Origin of the sequence: Arthrobacter sp. AZCC_0090, assembly GCF_014207375.1 — a bacterium.
Taxonomy (GTDB): domain Bacteria; phylum Actinomycetota; class Actinomycetes; order Actinomycetales; family Micrococcaceae; genus Arthrobacter.
On the sequence record NZ_JACHEE010000019.1, the window covers coordinates 1 to 16,240 of the forward strand.

14 protein-coding genes are annotated in these 16,240 nt (G+C 65.3%); 9 read left to right on the forward strand and 5 right to left on the reverse strand.

Annotated features, from left to right (window positions below):
* The first annotated feature begins 1,356 nt into the window (after positions 1-1,356).
* The 4 genes from HNP00_RS21540 (at position 1,357) to HNP00_RS23865 (ending at position 5,196) form a co-directional block, all read left to right on the forward strand.
* On the forward strand, positions 1,357-1,842 hold the full coding sequence (locus HNP00_RS21540; RefSeq protein WP_184741759.1) for a hypothetical protein: 486 nt from the start codon (positions 1,357-1,359) through the stop codon (positions 1,840-1,842).
* 826 nt (positions 1,843-2,668) lie between these two features.
* Complete coding sequence (locus HNP00_RS21545) at positions 2,669-3,916, forward strand: IS110 family transposase (protein WP_184741760.1); 1,248 nt, start codon at positions 2,669-2,671, stop codon at positions 3,914-3,916.
* Between the two features lie 541 nt (positions 3,917-4,457).
* Positions 4,458-4,781, forward strand: coding sequence for a hypothetical protein (locus HNP00_RS21550; RefSeq protein WP_184741761.1), 324 nt, complete (start codon positions 4,458-4,460; stop codon positions 4,779-4,781).
* The gene (locus HNP00_RS23865; protein ID WP_395893847.1) at positions 4,765-5,196 is read left to right on the forward strand and encodes an enoyl-CoA hydratase-related protein; all 432 of its coding nucleotides are present in this window, start codon (positions 4,765-4,767) and stop codon (positions 5,194-5,196) included. The genes HNP00_RS21550 and HNP00_RS23865 overlap by 17 nt, the downstream gene beginning before the upstream one ends.
* Here HNP00_RS23865 and HNP00_RS21560 read toward each other — a convergent pair.
* A complete protein-coding gene (locus HNP00_RS21560; RefSeq protein ID WP_184741763.1) occupies positions 5,165-6,676 on the reverse strand; it encodes an aldehyde dehydrogenase in 1,512 nt (503 codons plus the stop codon). The two genes, HNP00_RS23865 and HNP00_RS21560, sit on opposite strands and share 32 nt — an antisense overlap.
* Before the next feature lie 38 nt (positions 6,677-6,714).
* Positions 6,715-8,292: an AMP-binding protein gene (locus tag HNP00_RS21565; protein WP_184741764.1), complete on the reverse strand. Its 1,578-nt coding sequence runs from the start codon at positions 8,290-8,292 to the stop codon at positions 6,715-6,717.
* Positions 8,293-8,621: 329 nt separating this feature from the next.
* Between HNP00_RS21565 and HNP00_RS21570 the strand changes: the two genes are divergently transcribed.
* The 4 genes from HNP00_RS21570 to HNP00_RS21585 all read left to right on the forward strand — a co-directional run bounded on the left by HNP00_RS21570 (position 8,622) and on the right by HNP00_RS21585 (position 11,557).
* Entirely contained in the window at positions 8,622-9,077 is a 456-nt protein-coding gene (locus HNP00_RS21570; RefSeq protein ID WP_184741765.1) for a nuclear transport factor 2 family protein, read from the forward strand.
* A gap of 26 nt (positions 9,078-9,103) precedes the next feature.
* Positions 9,104-9,613, forward strand: a complete 510-nt coding sequence (locus HNP00_RS21575) for a ketosteroid isomerase-related protein (protein WP_184741766.1) — start codon at positions 9,104-9,106, stop codon at positions 9,611-9,613.
* A gap of 66 nt (positions 9,614-9,679) precedes the next feature.
* A complete protein-coding gene (locus HNP00_RS21580; RefSeq protein WP_184741767.1) occupies positions 9,680-10,285 on the forward strand; it encodes a flavin reductase family protein in 606 nt (201 codons plus the stop codon).
* A gap of 3 nt (positions 10,286-10,288) precedes the next feature.
* Positions 10,289-11,557 (forward strand): acyl-CoA dehydrogenase family protein, encoded by a 1,269-nt coding sequence (locus HNP00_RS21585; protein WP_184741768.1) that lies wholly within the window; start codon positions 10,289-10,291, stop codon positions 11,555-11,557.
* Positions 11,558-11,679: 122 nt separating this feature from the next.
* Here HNP00_RS21585 and HNP00_RS23545 read toward each other — a convergent pair whose 3' ends face one another.
* From HNP00_RS23545 to HNP00_RS21600, 3 genes are all read right to left on the reverse strand, one after another.
* Positions 11,680-12,852 (reverse strand): LuxR C-terminal-related transcriptional regulator, encoded by a 1,173-nt coding sequence (locus HNP00_RS23545; RefSeq protein WP_184741769.1) that lies wholly within the window; start codon positions 12,850-12,852, stop codon positions 11,680-11,682.
* Positions 12,828-13,790 (reverse strand): LuxR C-terminal-related transcriptional regulator, encoded by a 963-nt coding sequence (locus tag HNP00_RS21595; RefSeq protein WP_184741770.1) that lies wholly within the window; start codon positions 13,788-13,790, stop codon positions 12,828-12,830. The genes HNP00_RS23545 and HNP00_RS21595 overlap by 25 nt, the downstream gene beginning before the upstream one ends.
* A 193-nt stretch (positions 13,791-13,983) precedes the next feature.
* Positions 13,984-15,147 (reverse strand): TetR/AcrR family transcriptional regulator, encoded by a 1,164-nt coding sequence (locus HNP00_RS21600; RefSeq protein ID WP_184741771.1) that lies wholly within the window; start codon positions 15,145-15,147, stop codon positions 13,984-13,986.
* A 144-nt stretch (positions 15,148-15,291) separates the two neighbouring features.
* Here HNP00_RS21600 and HNP00_RS21605 point away from each other — a divergent pair, with 144 nt between their 5' ends.
* Complete coding sequence (locus tag HNP00_RS21605) at positions 15,292-16,239, forward strand: nitronate monooxygenase family protein (protein WP_184741772.1); 948 nt, start codon at positions 15,292-15,294, stop codon at positions 16,237-16,239.
* Position 16,240: the final 1 nt, after the last annotated feature.

Genomic DNA, 16,240 nt, shown 5'->3' on the forward strand with positions numbered 1-16,240 from the left:
GGGCAGCACCGACAACGTCTTCGACGCCCCGCAGCAGGACTACACCAAGGCACTGCTCAACGCGATTCCCGGAGCGAGCCTGATGCTGCCGCCCGCGGTGGCCTGACACTGGTCGTGTCCAACGGCAAGCGGGGCTTCTTTCGCCGACGATCCAGCCGCCAACGACCAGTCTTAACGGAGGTGCTGTAAAAAATCCAGGTGTTCATATTCTTGGTCCAGTAGAGAAATTCATTGTCCTCGCGATGCCCGCTCCGGCTGCCTGACACCGTCGCGGGCTGCGGTCTGCCCGATGCCTCATTCATGGCCAAACGACTCACGGACGCTGCTTCGAACGACCTGATCAAGGACGGTTAGCATGGTCGATGCCCGCGACCTAATGAGGGGCGGTCTCCGTTATCCGAAAACTGCGTTGTGGAATCTGGAGCAACCCCTAACGACCGGATCTATGTGTCGACAACGGGCCTGCGGACCCAAAACCTGCGCGCTACAACGGGGTGGGCCCTGGTAGCGGCCGTTCTTAGCGGCCCGTCGGTCAAAGGGTTCTGAACATGCACGGCAGCCCCACGGCTACCAGTCGCCGACTCCATCCGGTCCGCATCGGCTTCCCCGTTTAATGAATTAAGGATTGATTAAGCCCGTCGCGCGACCCTAGGTACGCAAGCCCAATACGCACAATTCGAAAGGAACATGGACATGTTGCAAATGAAGACTGGCCGAATGATCGCTGCAGGACTAGGTGTCGCGAGCCTCCTCATCGCGGCCCCGCCCGCCCACGCTGCATGTAATTTACAGGGCTGCACAGGTGACGGTTATGTCTCGACACCGCCTATGATCGGCACAGCGACGTCGGGAGTGCCAGGAGGTCCGATTACCGCGACCGCGACTTGGAGCGCCCACCCATATAACGGCGCTCACGTGACCGGCTACCGGGTACGCGCGGAACGTTTGGTGCCCCTTTTTGATACCTCCACCCAAACGACGAAGTGGATCATCGCGGAAACCTCAACGTCTGATGTGCAGCCAGCCGAGGCCCGGAACCTATCAATGACGCTCTCGCAGACCGGCACCTACTCATTCGCAGTCCAAGAGCGAGATGGCACGTACTGGACGTCGTACTCGGCTTCTTCCAACCTTGTTAAGGGGCAATAACCGGGTCCTTCAGCTCGTCTGTGCAACACCCGGCGCTCGGGACGACCCACGAGGCAGCCGGGTCGTTGCGCATTCGGAGAAGAACCACGTCAAGAATCGATGCGCGAAGTTAGGGAAGGGACATCTAAGGAGCCGGCAAGGCTGGGCCTGAAAAATCATATTGAGACGTTGTTCGCTCGCGTCACCATCCAGAAAGGCTAGAGGGGCATGAAACAGGCAGATGCGGCCCGTAAAAAGTTGACAGACCGCATAGAAGCACAAGAAACGTCTATCGGCGACTATCTAAAACGAGCGCGGCCACGCAGAAACAGGCTCATGAACCTGAGTGTATGGGGTAGCGTCCTGGCTGCAATCTTGACAGCTGGACCGGCCTTCGGCGGGACAAAATTCACGGCGGCCGTCCAAGGCGTCTTCTTCCTACCGGAGTCATCTGTCGTGTGGCAGATTCTCTGCCTGTCGGCGGTCCTCTCATCAGGCGTTGCCGCATTGGCCACAAATCTTGCCAGTTCCCACTCCGTTCAAGCAAAGGTCACTGCGGCCGAAACATCCAATGCACAACTGGAGTCGCTGAAGGTGGCCATCGAGCTTGGTTGCCTCGAGCTTGAGGATGCAGTGACGCTGTTTCAGCAGTATGTCGCCCAGGTCCCGTTCATTGAGTTCAAGTTTGGCGAGGCCCAACGAGACTATCGGTGAGAGCACGTGGACCCAGTCAGAGCAGCGGAGTCAGTGCCCAACTGAAGAGGAGTGGCGATGCCCCTCCCAAAATGACGTCACGACCAGAAGGGAAGAGCAGGATTTGGGTCGTCCTCATCAATGGGATCTGCCATAGTATTTGTTTCCCGTCGTTCTTTCGATTCGGCGCGGGTCACCTTCCTCGTTGATCAGTTCGGTGTCCCTGTGGCTTCGACGCGGCCCATTCCCCAGCCTGCCAGGTCGCCGGGGACAATCGCCTGTGTCCTTCCAGGATTCCGTCATGTCACCGAACGGCATCGCCCGGCGTGGATGACCGTTCCTGTCGTCGGTCATTCCCCTTCGCTCCCCTAATACGATGAAATGGTTGAAAGGAGGGACGACCGCGCCATGGCATCCATCGAATTTGACCAAGTTTCCTTGTGCTTCGATCGGCCTTCGGTCGCCGTTGGGATTTGGCCCGCTAGGGCGCGATCGTTGACACCTGGCCGTCGGGATCGGATTCAGCCCGGGCTGACAACGAACTGCCGCGCTTTCAAAGGCGCGACGGTCGTTCGCTTCGAGGAGCAGAGGGCAAAAAAGAGGGTGTGCACAGTAATGATGGAATTGGCTGTGTTGCGGTGTGGCTCCAAGTGTGCCTGACGCCCGTATGCAGGGTTTGTCCTGACAATGATCTGTCCACCCCAACACGGCTGCAGTAAACGCGGCGGCCAGGTGGGCATGACCTCATAGGAGCCTGTTCCGAAGAGTCCCATTACTGTCTTGTCTGCCCACCCGACCGGCGTGCCCCCTTCTCATCGGATTAACGCAAGGCAGGGCAGTTTTCATCATGGCAAAGGAACATCTGAAAGTCATCGCCGGGATCGATACCCACGCCGATACCCACCACGTCGCCGTCATCACCGGAACCGGCCAACACCTGGCAGACCGGGAATTCCCCGCCACGGGTTCCGGCTACCGGGGGATCATCGACTTCGTGACCGGCTTCGGTGCGGTCCTCGCCCTGGGGGTGGAAGGGACCGGCAGCTACGGCGCTGAACTCTCACGCGTGCTCACCCGTGAGGGCATGCACGTCGTGGAAGTGACGCGTCCGAACCGGCAGGCGCGCCGGCTGCAGGGAAAACCCGACCCGCTGGACGCATACCAGGCTGCTGATTCCGTACTCGCCGGCCGAGCCGGCGCCACCCCGAAATCCCGCGCCGGCGCGGTGGAATCCCCGCGCGTACTGCGCGCTGAACGTGCCACCGCGATGCGGGCCCGGGTCGCCGTGATGGCCCAGGCCAAGGCCATCCTGGTCACAGCCCCGGAGACCATCCGCGCCAGATACCGCGGTCTGAGAAGCCCGGCCTTGATGGCCGCCCTGGTCAACACACGGCCCGCCGGAGCGCCGTCCGAGCCGCTGACCAGCACCGCAACAGTGCTCAAACGCCTCGCTGTCCGCTACCGGCACCCGACCCTGGAGCTGGCCCTGATCGATGCCGAACTCGACGCCATCCTCACCCTCCACGCACCGATGCTGCGCGACCTTCCCGGCGTGGGCACCGAGGTGGCCAGTCAACTGCTGGTCACCGTGGGCGACAATCCCGAACGCGTCACCACCGAGGCGAAGTTCGCAGCCCTGGTCGGCGTCGCCCCGATACCCGCCTCGTCGGGAAAGACGACGCGGCACCGGCTCAGCCGGGCCGGGGACCGACAAGCGAACAAGGCCATCCACCATGTCGTGCTTGTGCGGATGAGATGGGACAGCAGGACAATGACCTATGTGGCCAGGCGACGCCAGGAGGGCAAAAGCACCAAGGAAATCATCCGTTGCCTCAAACGCTACGTCGCCCGGGAACTCTACGAACAGCTCCTTCACCCGCACCCCGCCCCGGACGCCGGACCACTGCGGACGGCGCGGGCAGCCAAGCACCTGACCCTTCAGCAAGCCGCCGACGCCCTGCACCTCTGGCCGACCACCCTGTCCCGTCTCGAACTCGGACTCAGCCACGACAACGACATCCACCACCGCTACGAAACCTGGCTCAACGCCCAATCCCCTCAAACCGCGAAGACCCGATACCCCGCGTCGGCCTAGCAGCGCGCACCATGGGGGTGGACTTGGCGCGCCCCGCGCCCCCTGCCTGCCAACCGGGACGGCACAGGCTCCGGGGTCAAGGGCGGCCCAAGGCCGTCGCCCAGCGATCGGCAGACCCTTGAGGCCGGACAGGCCGGCCCCGGTACCCTGTCCAGCGCGGAGCTCAAAGACCATTGACAACAATAGGAGCATCAATGTGCACACCCTTGCCGTCGGACTCGGCCCCCGGACTGGGCCGTACTCGGCATGTTTTGGGGAGTTCCCAGTGTTTCCGCGGCTTGGAACCCGGTTCGAGTCCCACCTCGGGCACAGTGTTTCCGCAGGTCAGGGCCCCTTTGGGGCCTCTGAGAGTGAACAAATCAGCTTTTTATTGGCCCCTTCGGGGCCATTTTTGTTTGGTGGCCGTGGTTGTGGCCGGGTGCCTCCTTCCTTCGGTTGGGCGAGGGTCCTGTGTTCTTGCTCTCTCATGGTGCGGTCGGGGCTCGGCTACATGACGTGGTTGTGGTCTGGGGTCGCCGCGGCTAGAGCATGACGACGGGGGGTGATTCTGCTCGTTTGTCGCGAACCAGCCGGAGGGGGGCCGGTACGGACCAGTTCTTCCGGATGTCCGAGCCCTTTCGATACTCGCGAGGCGACATCGCGCGACAATGTCGGAGTCATCCTGGTTGATGCCGCCGGACCGGCCTTCTGCATTGCCGGCGATCTGGTCGCCACGGCCATCGACTCCGGCGAGGCGGCGACGGCGTTCGCCGAACTCATCCACACGAGATCCGCTCTGCTGGCCTCGAAGATCCCGGTCGTCGCGGCGGAGCACGCGACGGCGGACTCTGCGTCGTCTTCGCCGGCGACTGCGCGGTGCTGGTAGAGGACGCACGCATCGGAAGTCGCTACGCGAACATGGGACTCATGCCGGATCTCTCGGTCACCGCGTGCTGGGTCGTGCGATCGGCGAGCGCAGGGCGATAGAGCTGGTACTGCGCGACAGGATGCGGACAGCGGGCGAGGCAGTCCAATGGGGCCTGGTCGCCGAAGGCGTGCTGGCAGGCGAGGTGGCGGCCCGAGCACGTGAAATCGCGGCAGCATGGCTGTCACTGTCGTCGGGCGCATCCGGACAGGCCAAGCGACTGGTGCGGCCAGCACGGCAGCGATCGCTGTTCGCCGGACGCCACCCCGCGCATCCAGGCGCTCAGCCGCATGTCGAAGGGGGCCTCCCCTCAAGAGGAGAGACCCCCTTCGCACCTAGCCGGATCAGACCAGGACGGGTGGGTTCACCACGATAGCGAAGGCACGCTCCGCCAGACTGGCCGAGCGGTTGATCGAGATGTACTTCTGCTCGGTGTATTCGTCGAGCGAGTCGGGGCCGCCCTCGCGCCCCAGGCCGCTCTGCTTGTAGCCGCCGAAGGGGTAGGCAGGGTGGATGACGTGCCAGTCGTTCACGTAGACCATGCCCGCTTCCAGCTGGCGTGCGACATCGAGGGTCCGTGCTTCGTCCTCGCCCCAGACCCCTGCGGACAGGCCATAGTTCGTGTCGTTCGCGATAGCGATCGCCTCGTCGACCGTATCGTAGGTGAGCACGACGAGCACCGGCCCGAAGACCTCGTCGCGGGCGATCGGGTCCAGATTGGTCACATCGGCGATGATGGTGGGTTCGACCCAATTGCCCTTGGTGAACTGTTCGCCGGAGGGGATGCCGCCGCCGAGAGCGATGCGCGCGCCGGCCGCCTTCGCGTCGGCGATGTAGCGGAGCACGCGCTGCTGCTGCTCCCTGGTGATAAGCGGCCCGACCGTGGTCGCGACGTCCGTCGGGTCGCCGACGACTAGCGTGCGGCCACGGTCGACGAGGCGTTCGATGATCTCCTCCTTGCGCGCCGCAGGGATGATCAGCCGGGTACCTGCCTCACAGGCCTCGCCGTTGTTGGCGTAGCAGGCGAAGAGCGCGCCGTCGACGGCGACGTCCAGATCGGCGTCGTCGAGGATGATGTTGGGGCCCTTGCCGCCGAGCTCCAGGGTGACGCGCTTGAGCGTGTCCGCCGAGGATCCGAGGATGCTCTTACCCACCACCGTCGATCCGGTGAAGGCGACTTTGCGCACATCCGGATGCGAGGCGAGGTGCGCGCCGACGGGCTCGCCGTCGCCCACGATGACGTTGAGGACGCCGGCTGGCAGCCCGGCCTCGTGGAGGGCTCTGGCCAGTTCCAGCGGAAGAAGCGGTGCATGCTCGTCGGGCTTGAGGACAACGGTGTTTCCGGCGGCCAGCGCCGGCGCGATTTTCCACACGGTCGTCAGCAGGGGGATGTTCCACGGCACAATCGCGGCCACGACGCCCAACGGCTCACGACGCAGCACACCGTCTGCCGGGATCGGCCCTATCTCGGGCCCGTCCGACTCGAACTCGTATTCGCGGGCGAGCTGCGCGACGTACTGCAGCTGCGCGATCCCTAGTCCGAGGTGCAGGGCGCTCGTGATGCGGAGCGTGGCGCCGTTCTCGCGGCTTTGCAGGAACGCGAGTTCGTCGGCGCGCGCCGCCAGGCTGGCCGCCGCGGCATCCAGTACCGCGGCCCGGTCGGCGGGCGAGGAATTGCGCCATGTCCCGGCGGCGTGAGCGGCCTTGGCCGCTGCCACAGCACGGTCGACGTCGGCGACGCCCGCCTTGGCGACGGTGGCGACGACCTCGTCTGTCGCAGGGGAGTGGATCGTATACGTCTCGCCGGTGTCGTGCCATTGGCCGTCGATGAGTTGCGAGTAGTGCGGAACAGCCATTGTTCTCTCCTGAGGTTTGTGCGGATGTGGTGGGTGGATCAGCTGACCTGGCGGGCGCGCCCGGCCCAGAACGGCTCACGGAGCGATTTCTTGTCGACCTTGCCGGCGGGGTTCACCGGGAGCGCGTCGATGACGTCGAGCGTCTTCGGGGCGGGGATGCTGCCGAGCTCGGCCTTGACGTAGTCAATGAGCTCTTGCTTGGATGCCTCGGCTCCCGCCTTGAAGACCACGAACGCGTGCACGGCCTCTCCCCACTTCTCGTGCGGTATGCCGATGACGGCGCTTTGCGCGATCGCGGGATGCGTGGCGAGGACGTCCTCGACCTGCCGCGGGAAGACATTGAAGCCGCCCGAGACGACCATGTCCTTCTTGCGGTCGATGATGTAGAGGAACCCGTCCTCGTCGAGACGGCCGATGTCGCCGGTGTGCACCCAACCGTCTCGGAGCGCCTCGCTGTTGCGCGCGGGATCCACGTAGGTCAGCATCTGGCCGAGCTGCCTGGTTGTGACCTCGCCCGACTCACCGACGGGCAGCACCCGGTCGAACTCATCCTGGATCGTGACCTGGACGAAGGGGAGAGGACGTCCCGCCGATGCCAGCCGTTCGATGGCTTTCGGACTGTCCATGCGGTGATCCGTCTTGCGCAGGGCTGAGACGTATCCCGGCTCGGTGCCGGCGTAGGTCTGGATGAAGATCGGTCCGAGGATCTCGAGAGCCTGCTTGAGGCGCTCCGGCACGATCGGCGCGCCGGCGTAGATCATCGTGTTCAACGTGGAGAGGTCGTAATCCTCACGATGGGGGTGGTCCAGCAACAGATACACGATCGTCGGCACGACCGCGGTCGCGGTGACCCCGTACTTCTGAATCGATGACAGCAGCACGTCGACGTCGAGTCCGGGCAGCATCACGTTGGTGCCTCCACGGATGAAGGTGGGCATGACAAAGATCTGCGTGTAATGGGTGAGCGGTGCGCCGTGCGCGAAGACCTCGCCCCACCGGATGTCTCCGATCTCCATTCCGGCAGTGATGCTGTAATGCGCCCAGGTGAAATGCGTGTTCAGCACACCCTTGGGCTCTCCCGTGCTCCCGGAGGTGAAGAGCACGTACGCCTCATCGGATTCCTCCAGCGCTACCTCCGGCCGGGACCCGGCGTCAGCACCTGTGATGAAGTCCTCGAACGCGAGTACGCTCTGCAGCGCCTCTGCCGCCGGAGCACCTTCACCGCCGATGCGTATGATGCGCACGAGCTCAGGGAGGTCAGGAGCAATCGCGGCCACGACGTCGTCGAACTGCGCCTGATAGATCAGAGTGGTCGCGTGCGTCTGAGTCAGCGTCGCTCGGAACTGATTCGCGGTCTGGCGCGTAGGCATCTGCACGAGCACACCGCCGGCGGCCCAGATGCCGTGCTGCACCGGGATGAACTCGAGGACGTTCGACAGCAGCAGGCCGACGCGTTCACCCTTGCGGAGTCCCGCGTCGACGAGCGCTCCCGCGATGCGGTTGCGCAGGGCACCGAGCTCGGCATAGGTGAGCCGGCGGTCGCCCTCGACGATGGCAAGGGAATTACGGTTCTCAAGAATCGTGCGGTCGAGAACATCAGGAAGGGTACCCCACATGTGTCGCTTCTCCTCGTTGAATAGCGGTGTCGGAACTGCGGGTTCAGCAGCGGTTCCTTCGGGTAGATCCGACGCTATGCGCTTTTCGCGGCGAAGACGACCCTCGAACGGGTGAATCGCCTCACCCGCTGGGGGGAGAGGGGTGCGCATCTGCCCCTCCCGGTGGCGTCGCCGACAGCCACCGAGCGCTGGACAGTCTCCCCCCGAGGACTCACCCGTTCGCGTTGTGGATTCCCCCCGAAGGGTGATTTCGGCGGCGCCGGCCCTTACTACCTTTGGGAAGACGAGTTCGCATGACACCGACGTCGTGCAGAAAGAGAGAGCGAACCATGAGCAATCAGTTCTATACGGCAGTCAAGTGGCTGAAGGCGTTCCGCTCCAGTCCAGAGGACGTCGTCGCGATGTACGCGGAACCTTTCGTGTTCACCGACCCGATCCTCGATCAGCACGCCATCACCTCGCGTGAAGATCTGCTGCGCGTGTTCGGGCCTTATGCGAACGTCGACACGACGAACGGGATCGGAATCAACAACTTCCGCATCGACGAGGTCATCGGCGATGAGCAGGCGGCGGTGTACCGCTGGACGTGGGAGGCGAGGAAGGCTCAGGCGTTCCTGGGCATCCCGACCCCGGACCGGACCCCTGGCTCGCGCGGTCTGACCCTGCACTTCTACGATCGGGAAGGCCGGATCACCCGTGACGAGAGCTACTGGGACGCGGTGAGCGCTCTCGCGCCGTTCGTGCCGCAGATCGATCGTGCCAACAAGTTCAAGCCCGTCTCCTAGCCGACCCGATACGACAAGGATCTGACATGACCATCACTACTGACACCCGGACCGCAATCGCAGACGTTCATGCAGCGAAGTGGGCCGCCGCGCTTACCGAGAGCATCGACGCGGCACTCGCGCTCTATGCCGACGAGTTTGTGTTCGACGACACCGCGGACGACGATCACGTGACCGACACCGCCATCACGAAGGACGAGCTGCGTCCGAAGCTGGCCCCCTTCTCGAACAAGGACCGCGCCAATGGTTCAGGCATCCATCGTTTCGAGATCCGCGAGGCCTTCGACCTGACCGGCGACGACGGCCTCCCCGCCGCCGCGATCCTCTGGACCTGGACGGGTAAGGACCTCGAGACGTACCACGGTCTGCCCGTCGGCGGGCGGACCCTCTCCACGATCGGCCTCACCTGGCAGCAGCTCGACGCCGACGGCCGGATCACCCGCGAGTCGACCTACTGGGTCGACACGCCCCTGCTCGGCGAGCTCGGTGTGCCGGTGCAGACGGTGCATTACTGGAAGGAGGGCTTCGGTGCGTGACTCCTCGCCCCAGCCCTCGCGGGCGGGGGCGACCGGGCCCCAGCCGGCAAGCAGGAAGGGATTGACATGAGCGTGAATGCCGTGAGAAACGGTGATGCAGCCCCCGCCGTGGGCGAACATCCACGGAGAATCGCCGGGGGCCTGACCCCGGACGAGTTCAAAGGAGCGTTCCGCAACCATCCGGCCGGTGTCGCCGTGGTCACCGCCGACGCGGGCGCCGGACCGGTGGGGCTGACGGCGACGTCCGTGTTCTCGGTCAGTACCGAGCCGCCGCTGCTGGTGTTCTCCGTGTCGGAGCTCTCCTCGAGCAGGCCGACCATCCTTATGGCAGACACGCTCGTCGTGCACCTGGTCGGTTCGACGCAGCTCCACCTTGCCCAGCTCTGCGCGACGAGCGGGATCGACCGCTTCGCCGACACGACGCTGTGGGGCCGTCTGGACAGCGGCGAGCCGTACTTCCCATCTGCCAGCGTCTGGATCCGCGGCCGCGTTGTCGACCGGCTGGACGCCGGCACCTCGACGCTGATCGTCGTGCACGCGTTGGAGACCCAAGCCCCGGTCGCGGGCAGCGACGCAGCCAGCGCCGCCGAAAGTCAACCGCTCGTCTATCACAACCGTGCCTGGCATGCACTGGGCGAGAACTCTCTTATACCCCCAACAGAAGGACATTGACTCATGGGCAAGCACGATAATGTACTGACCCCGTCCGAACGCGACGAGATCGTCGGGCGGGCAACGAAGCTAGCCGCCGATTTCGCTGCGGCCGGCGCCGCCGCGGACTCCAACAACAGGTTCCCGCTGGAGCTCGTTCCGCTCTACAAAGCGTCGGGGCTGCCGAAGATCGCGGTCCCCAAGCAATACGGCGGCGATGGCGCGGACATCTGGACGACCGCGCTCGTGTCCCGGGAGCTCGCGAAGGGCGATCCCGCTATCGCGCTCTCCTTCAACATGCATCAGACGATGATCGGAATCTTCCGGGGCCTGCTCGACGAGGACAGCAGGAAGCGCGTCTTCGGCAGGATTGTGGAGGAAAACCTGCTGGTCTCCGGGCCCTTCAGCGAGGACCGTGCGGGGCTGTCGGGTCTCGCCGACACGATCGCTGTCCCGGACGGCAGTGGCGGCTGGCGCGTCAGCGGCAAGAAGTCGTGGGCCACCCTCATCGAGGCGGCCGACCTCGTCGCCTTCAACGCGACGATCACCGACGAATCGGGGCACCTGCCGGACAGCTTCGTCGAGCACGCCTCGCGGGAGGCCGTCTTCGTCATTCCCGCAAGCAGCCCGGGTCTGAACGTCGTCCGCACCTGGGACACGCTCGGCATGCGGGCCACCGGCACACAGACGCTCGTTTTCGACGAAGTGAGCGTCCCTGCTGAGGCCTATGGCGGGAACTTCCGCGAGGGTCTGTTCGACCAGTTCGAGTGGGCGTCAATGAGCTTCGCCAGCGTGTATCAGGGACTCGCGGAGAAGGCGTATGAGGAGGCCAAGGCGATCCTTCGCAAGAAGACACTCGGCGCCACCCAGGAGGGCCAGGACGTCGCCCTGAAGAACGTAGGCTTCGTGCAGTACAACCTGGGCAAGCTTAAGACGGATGTCGAGGCCTCCGCCCGCGTCCTGGAGGCGACGGCGCAGATCCTCGTTGACGGGCGGGACGAGCAGTGGAACCCTGCATCGCGGGTCGCTTTCCTCGATGTGGGCAAGGTGACGGCGACCGAGACGGCCATCCGCGTTGCCGATGGCGCCCTACGCCTGGTCGGGGGCCAGGCGTTCCGGCGCGGTCACGTCCTGGAACGGTTGTACCGGGATGCCCGCGGCGGCCCCTTCCACCCGCTCACGACGGATGCGGCGTACGACCTCATCGGGCGCAGCGAGCTGGGCCTGTTCGACCCGCCTGCGGAATCGGCGTCGGTGGCCGAGGAGCCTGCGGAGGCCGTCGCTGTGTCGTAGCCTTCCGTCGTCGAACTGGGAAGCGAGACGCAACGTCCTGGACGGATGCTGCGTCTCGCCCTCGGCTCGCGACGCGCGCCTCGGCCGATGGCCGGGTGAGGGTGGCCCTCGCTCCGGCGCCGTCAGGCACTGAGATACCGAGCCACCGCCTGGGATCGATTGCTCGTGCCGAGCTTGCGGAGGATGTGCTTGACATGCGACTTGATCGTGTCCGGCGCGATGACGAGGCGGTCGGCGATCGCCGCATTCGTTAGCCCCTCAGCCATAAGCCGCAGCACCTCCGCCTCGCGTCTGGTGAGCTCGTCGAGCCCAGCTCGTTCGCCTATGACACGCACGGCGTCGAGTGGGGCGTGCGCAGCGTCGCCTGCGGCGCTCCGCTCGGTGAACGCCATGATGCTCTCCGCCGCGTCGATGAGGATGTCCCGCGTCTGCTGTCGCTGCTGCCGGAGCGCTTCCTGCAGGGCGGATCGCTCGCTGAGGAAGCCCACGCCGCTCGCGAACGCCCACAGCACGTCGCGGTCGGTCTCGGTCACCCGCGCGCCCGGCATGAGATGGTCCGCGTGCAGGAAACCGACGACCGCCCCCCTGGACACCAGCGGCGCGACGACGTACGAGCGCGAATGGCCGGAGTCCACGATGATCGGCCGATGAACGGCGGCTGCCTCGGTATCGAGCACGAGCACCGGCTGACGAGTCGTCAGCAGCTGGTGCTCGGGCGCGCGCACATCGATGGTGATGGCCGATCCCACCCAGCCGGGGAACCACTTCCCGAGCTCGTCGTTCGCCGTAGAGTCCGCGATCCAAGGCTTCCAGACGGCGCCGCTCACGCGGGAGAGCACCGCGCGGCCGAACCCGCACTGGCGGACGAGCTCGGCGCAGACCCTCTCGAGCGGGTCGCCGATTCCGTTACCGGCCCGCAGGGTGGCGAGTGCACGGGAGGCGCCGTTGAGACGGACCGATAGGACGTTCATGGCGTGCAACTGCAAGTCAAACGACACCCGCTGGAGCTCTCCGAGGATACGCGTCAGCCGACCGCGCGCATCCTCCGAGCTCTCCCCGGCCAGCCGCGACATGGTCCGATCGGTGAGCTCTGCGACGGCCTCGGCGGCGTCGAGGACGATGCCGCCGCGCAGATCCGGAAGCGTAATCGATGAGCCAGTCTCGCTCTCCCATGCGATGACGACCGCGCCGATCCGGGCGAGCAGGCCGGAGGTCTCGCCGCCCCGATCGGTCGATTCTCCTGAAGCGAGGCGAATCCCTTGCCTTCCTGTCACGATGCCCGCAGTTCCTGCCATCGAGTGTGACGCCATGCGTGCGCGATGGACTCCGATCGCGTGCTGGCTCCCTGCTTCCTGAAGATTTGCTTGACGTGGGACTTGACGGTGCTCTCCGAGACGAAGAGACGATCGGCGATGCCGCGGTTCGTCAGCCCTTCGGCCATCAGTGCGAGAACCTCGGCCTCGCGATCCGAGAGCCCCCACGGATGGGACGCCGGCTGGAGCGCGTGCGGTGCCGGCGTCGGGGCGTTCAGCACGACGCTCAGTGAGGGGGTGCCCTTCTGACTCAGGACGGACTCGGCGCGCGCCAGCGCCGAGCGGACTTGCTCCCGCTCCGCGGCGATCCGTGCATCGAGCGCGATGGACTCGAGCGCGAGTCCGAGCAGATCGGCGAAGTGCCGCACGATGTCGTGGTCGGCCTCGGAGACGGGGTGCCGATTCGCACCGTGATCGGCATGGATCAGCGCGACCGCCTCCTCACCGACGATGACGGGCGCCACGATGTACGAGCAAGTGCGGATCGCATCGACAAATGGTTGATGCATGCGTGAATCGGTCTGCGCGTGCTCCACGCGCTGCGAAGTCCTGCGACGCACGACCTGAGTCTCCACCATCGTGGAGCAAAGCGGCACGCGCAATGCGGCCAGCAGGGACTCCAGCCCGCGTTCCCGTTCGTGCTCCAGTTCGGAGGAGTGCCAGTGCCGGGGGACCCACAGTGATCCTTCGATGCGCGAAAGGAGGACCCTGGCGAAGTGACCAGCGGGTGCGAACGTCCTCGCCGCGGCCGCCAGGGCGTCGTCCACGCTGCCCAGATCGCGCAATTGGGAGATGGCATCGTGCACGTCGCCAAGACGAGCGGGACGGACCTCTGCCGGGTCCGCGTTGTATCGTCCAGGATCGCTGAGCGGATTCGGCGCGAGCCGACCGGTCCGCAGTTCATATTTTGTCGTTGACATCATTGTCTTCCGGAGCAAAGGGAAACGGAACCATCCACGATCTGTGGTTACGCTTGATTCACTTACCGGCAATTCTCACCCGAGGATCACGAAGTGTCAATGCTTTCGGGCCTTTCGGGATGCCCCGCAAGAAGCGGGTGCTTTGCCGCTCGAGTCGCGTCTTCTGAGACACGATCCTCCACGAAAGCAGTCCTTAGTTTTCCAGCACGCTGACGGCCAGGTCTACGATGTTGCGGACGACGCCGGGGTGGCTGCTGAGCCGGGTTGTGCGGACGGCGTCGTTCACGATGGCGAGGGCGGCGTGCACGCGGAAGCGCGTCACGGCTCGGTCCTGCTCCGGCCGGGCAGCCGCCTGCAGGGCGAACCACTCCGAGACGTACTCCCGCTGCGCGGCGCGAAGCCTGCGGCGGTCCGGCTCCGGGATGTTCGGCAGCTCGGTCACGAGCACTCCCAGCAGGTCGCGGTGACGCGTGGCGAAGGAGACGTATGCCGTCACGGTCGCGCGAAGAGCCTCACGCGGGGATGCCGCACCCGCCAGCGCATCGGCGAGTCCGACGTGCAGAGCTTCCGTCGCGCGCGTCATGATCGCGGTGAGGAGGTCGCCCTTGGTGGGGAAGTGACGGTAGAGACTCGCGCTCGTGGCGCCGACGGCGGCTCCGATGTCCTGCATGGTCACGGTCTGGTAGCCCCTGACGCTGAATAGGCGGGTCGCCGCAGCCATGATCGCACTGGGTCGCGATGACGACGTCACCCCATCCGGCTCGGGCTGGGGCCGGGCGCTGTCGTGGCCGGTGAGCGGCGTGGCCACCGCGATCATGCTCAACTCGATCAGCAGCGCGATCATGCGATCTGGCGGCAGGGTCGTCTGGTGGTAGGCGGGACTGGTGAGCACGGCGATGACGGCCATTGCCGTCAGCTCGGGGTCGCCGCCCGGCGTGCGCTCGCGGATGAGTCCTTCCAGCGTGCCGCGCACCTCGAAAAAGGGCCTGCGGATGCGCTGCTTAGCCGGATCGTCGAGATGGCGGGACTCCCTGCTCCACAGCAGACCCATCCGCGGCCGCCCGCCGAAGGCGCGGGCGAGCACTGCGATCGCCGAGTCAATGTCGCGCGGCGCGGCCTCAGCGAGCGCGGAGCTCACCGCCTGGAACTCGCTCGCCAAGGCCAACTCGAGCAGCTCGTGCTTGTTTCTGAAATGACGGTAGAGCGCGCTCGCGCCGATGCCGGCCGCGGCGGCGATGTCCTCGGTGTTGACGTTGTGGTAGCCGTGCGCGGCGAAAAGATCCGCGGCCGCGCGCAGGATCATCTCGCGACGATTGCGCGGCCGGGTGCGCGGCCGGGTGGGTGTAAGAGATGCCACGGGCAGTCCTCTCTCGGATCCAGGATCCGATTCTTGCTGGTTGGTTACTATAAATTCACTTAATCACAATTATGTTATATCGTAGCGATCGAAGACGGATACATCGAGCATCCGCGACAGCATCGACGACGATGAGGAGCACCTGTGAGTCTGCCACCGCCTTTGAAAGCGCGTCTCACGCTTCCCGTGATCGCCGCTCCAATGACCGCCGTCTCGGGATTCGAGCTTGTCGCCGCCTCATGCGAAGCCGGTGTGATCGGTTCGTTCCCTGTGCACAACGCACGGCGCGAAGGGACGTCCGGAAGTCTCGACGCCTGGCTCACCGCATTGGATCGCCGCCTCTCGGAGCGCGACGAGCCGGCGGCACCCTTCGCGCCGAACCTGATCATGCATCGATCCAACCACCATCGCGATGAGGAACTTGCGACTCTGGTCGCCCATCGGGTCCCGCTCGTGATCACCAGCGTCGGCTCGCCGGAAGCCGCCGTCGGGCCTCTGCACGACGCGGGCAGTCTGATCTTCGCCGACGTCGCCACACTCGCGCACGTCGATCGCTGTCTGGACGCAGGTGTCGACGGCCTGGTCCTGTTGACAGCCGGTGCCGGCGGGCAGACCGGATGGATGAATCCCTTCGCCTTCGTACGGGCGGTGCGCGCACGATTCGACGGGACAATCGTGTTGGCCGGCGGGATCGGAGACGGCGCCGCCGTCCTCGCGGCACAGGCGCTCGGGGCGGACCTCGCCTACCTCGGCACCCGCTTCATCGCTGCGCAGGAGAGCCTCGCCGACGACGCCTATCGGGCGGCGCTGGTCTCCGCATCCTTGGACGACGTCGTCCTCTCGACAGCGGTCGGCGGGTTGCCGGCGAATCTGCTGCGCGAATGGATCGGACGCAACGTCGCCGACGTTGCGGAGGGCGACTACCGGCAGGACCGACTTCTCGGATGGAACGACGTCTGGAGTGCGGGGCACAGTGTCTCCTCGGTGCAGGAAGTGCTGCCCGTGCGGGAGCTGGTGGACCAACTGCTTCATGAATACGACCAGGCCCGCTCTGCGTGGCAATCACAGGCCGATGGGGCCGGGAAGGAATGAC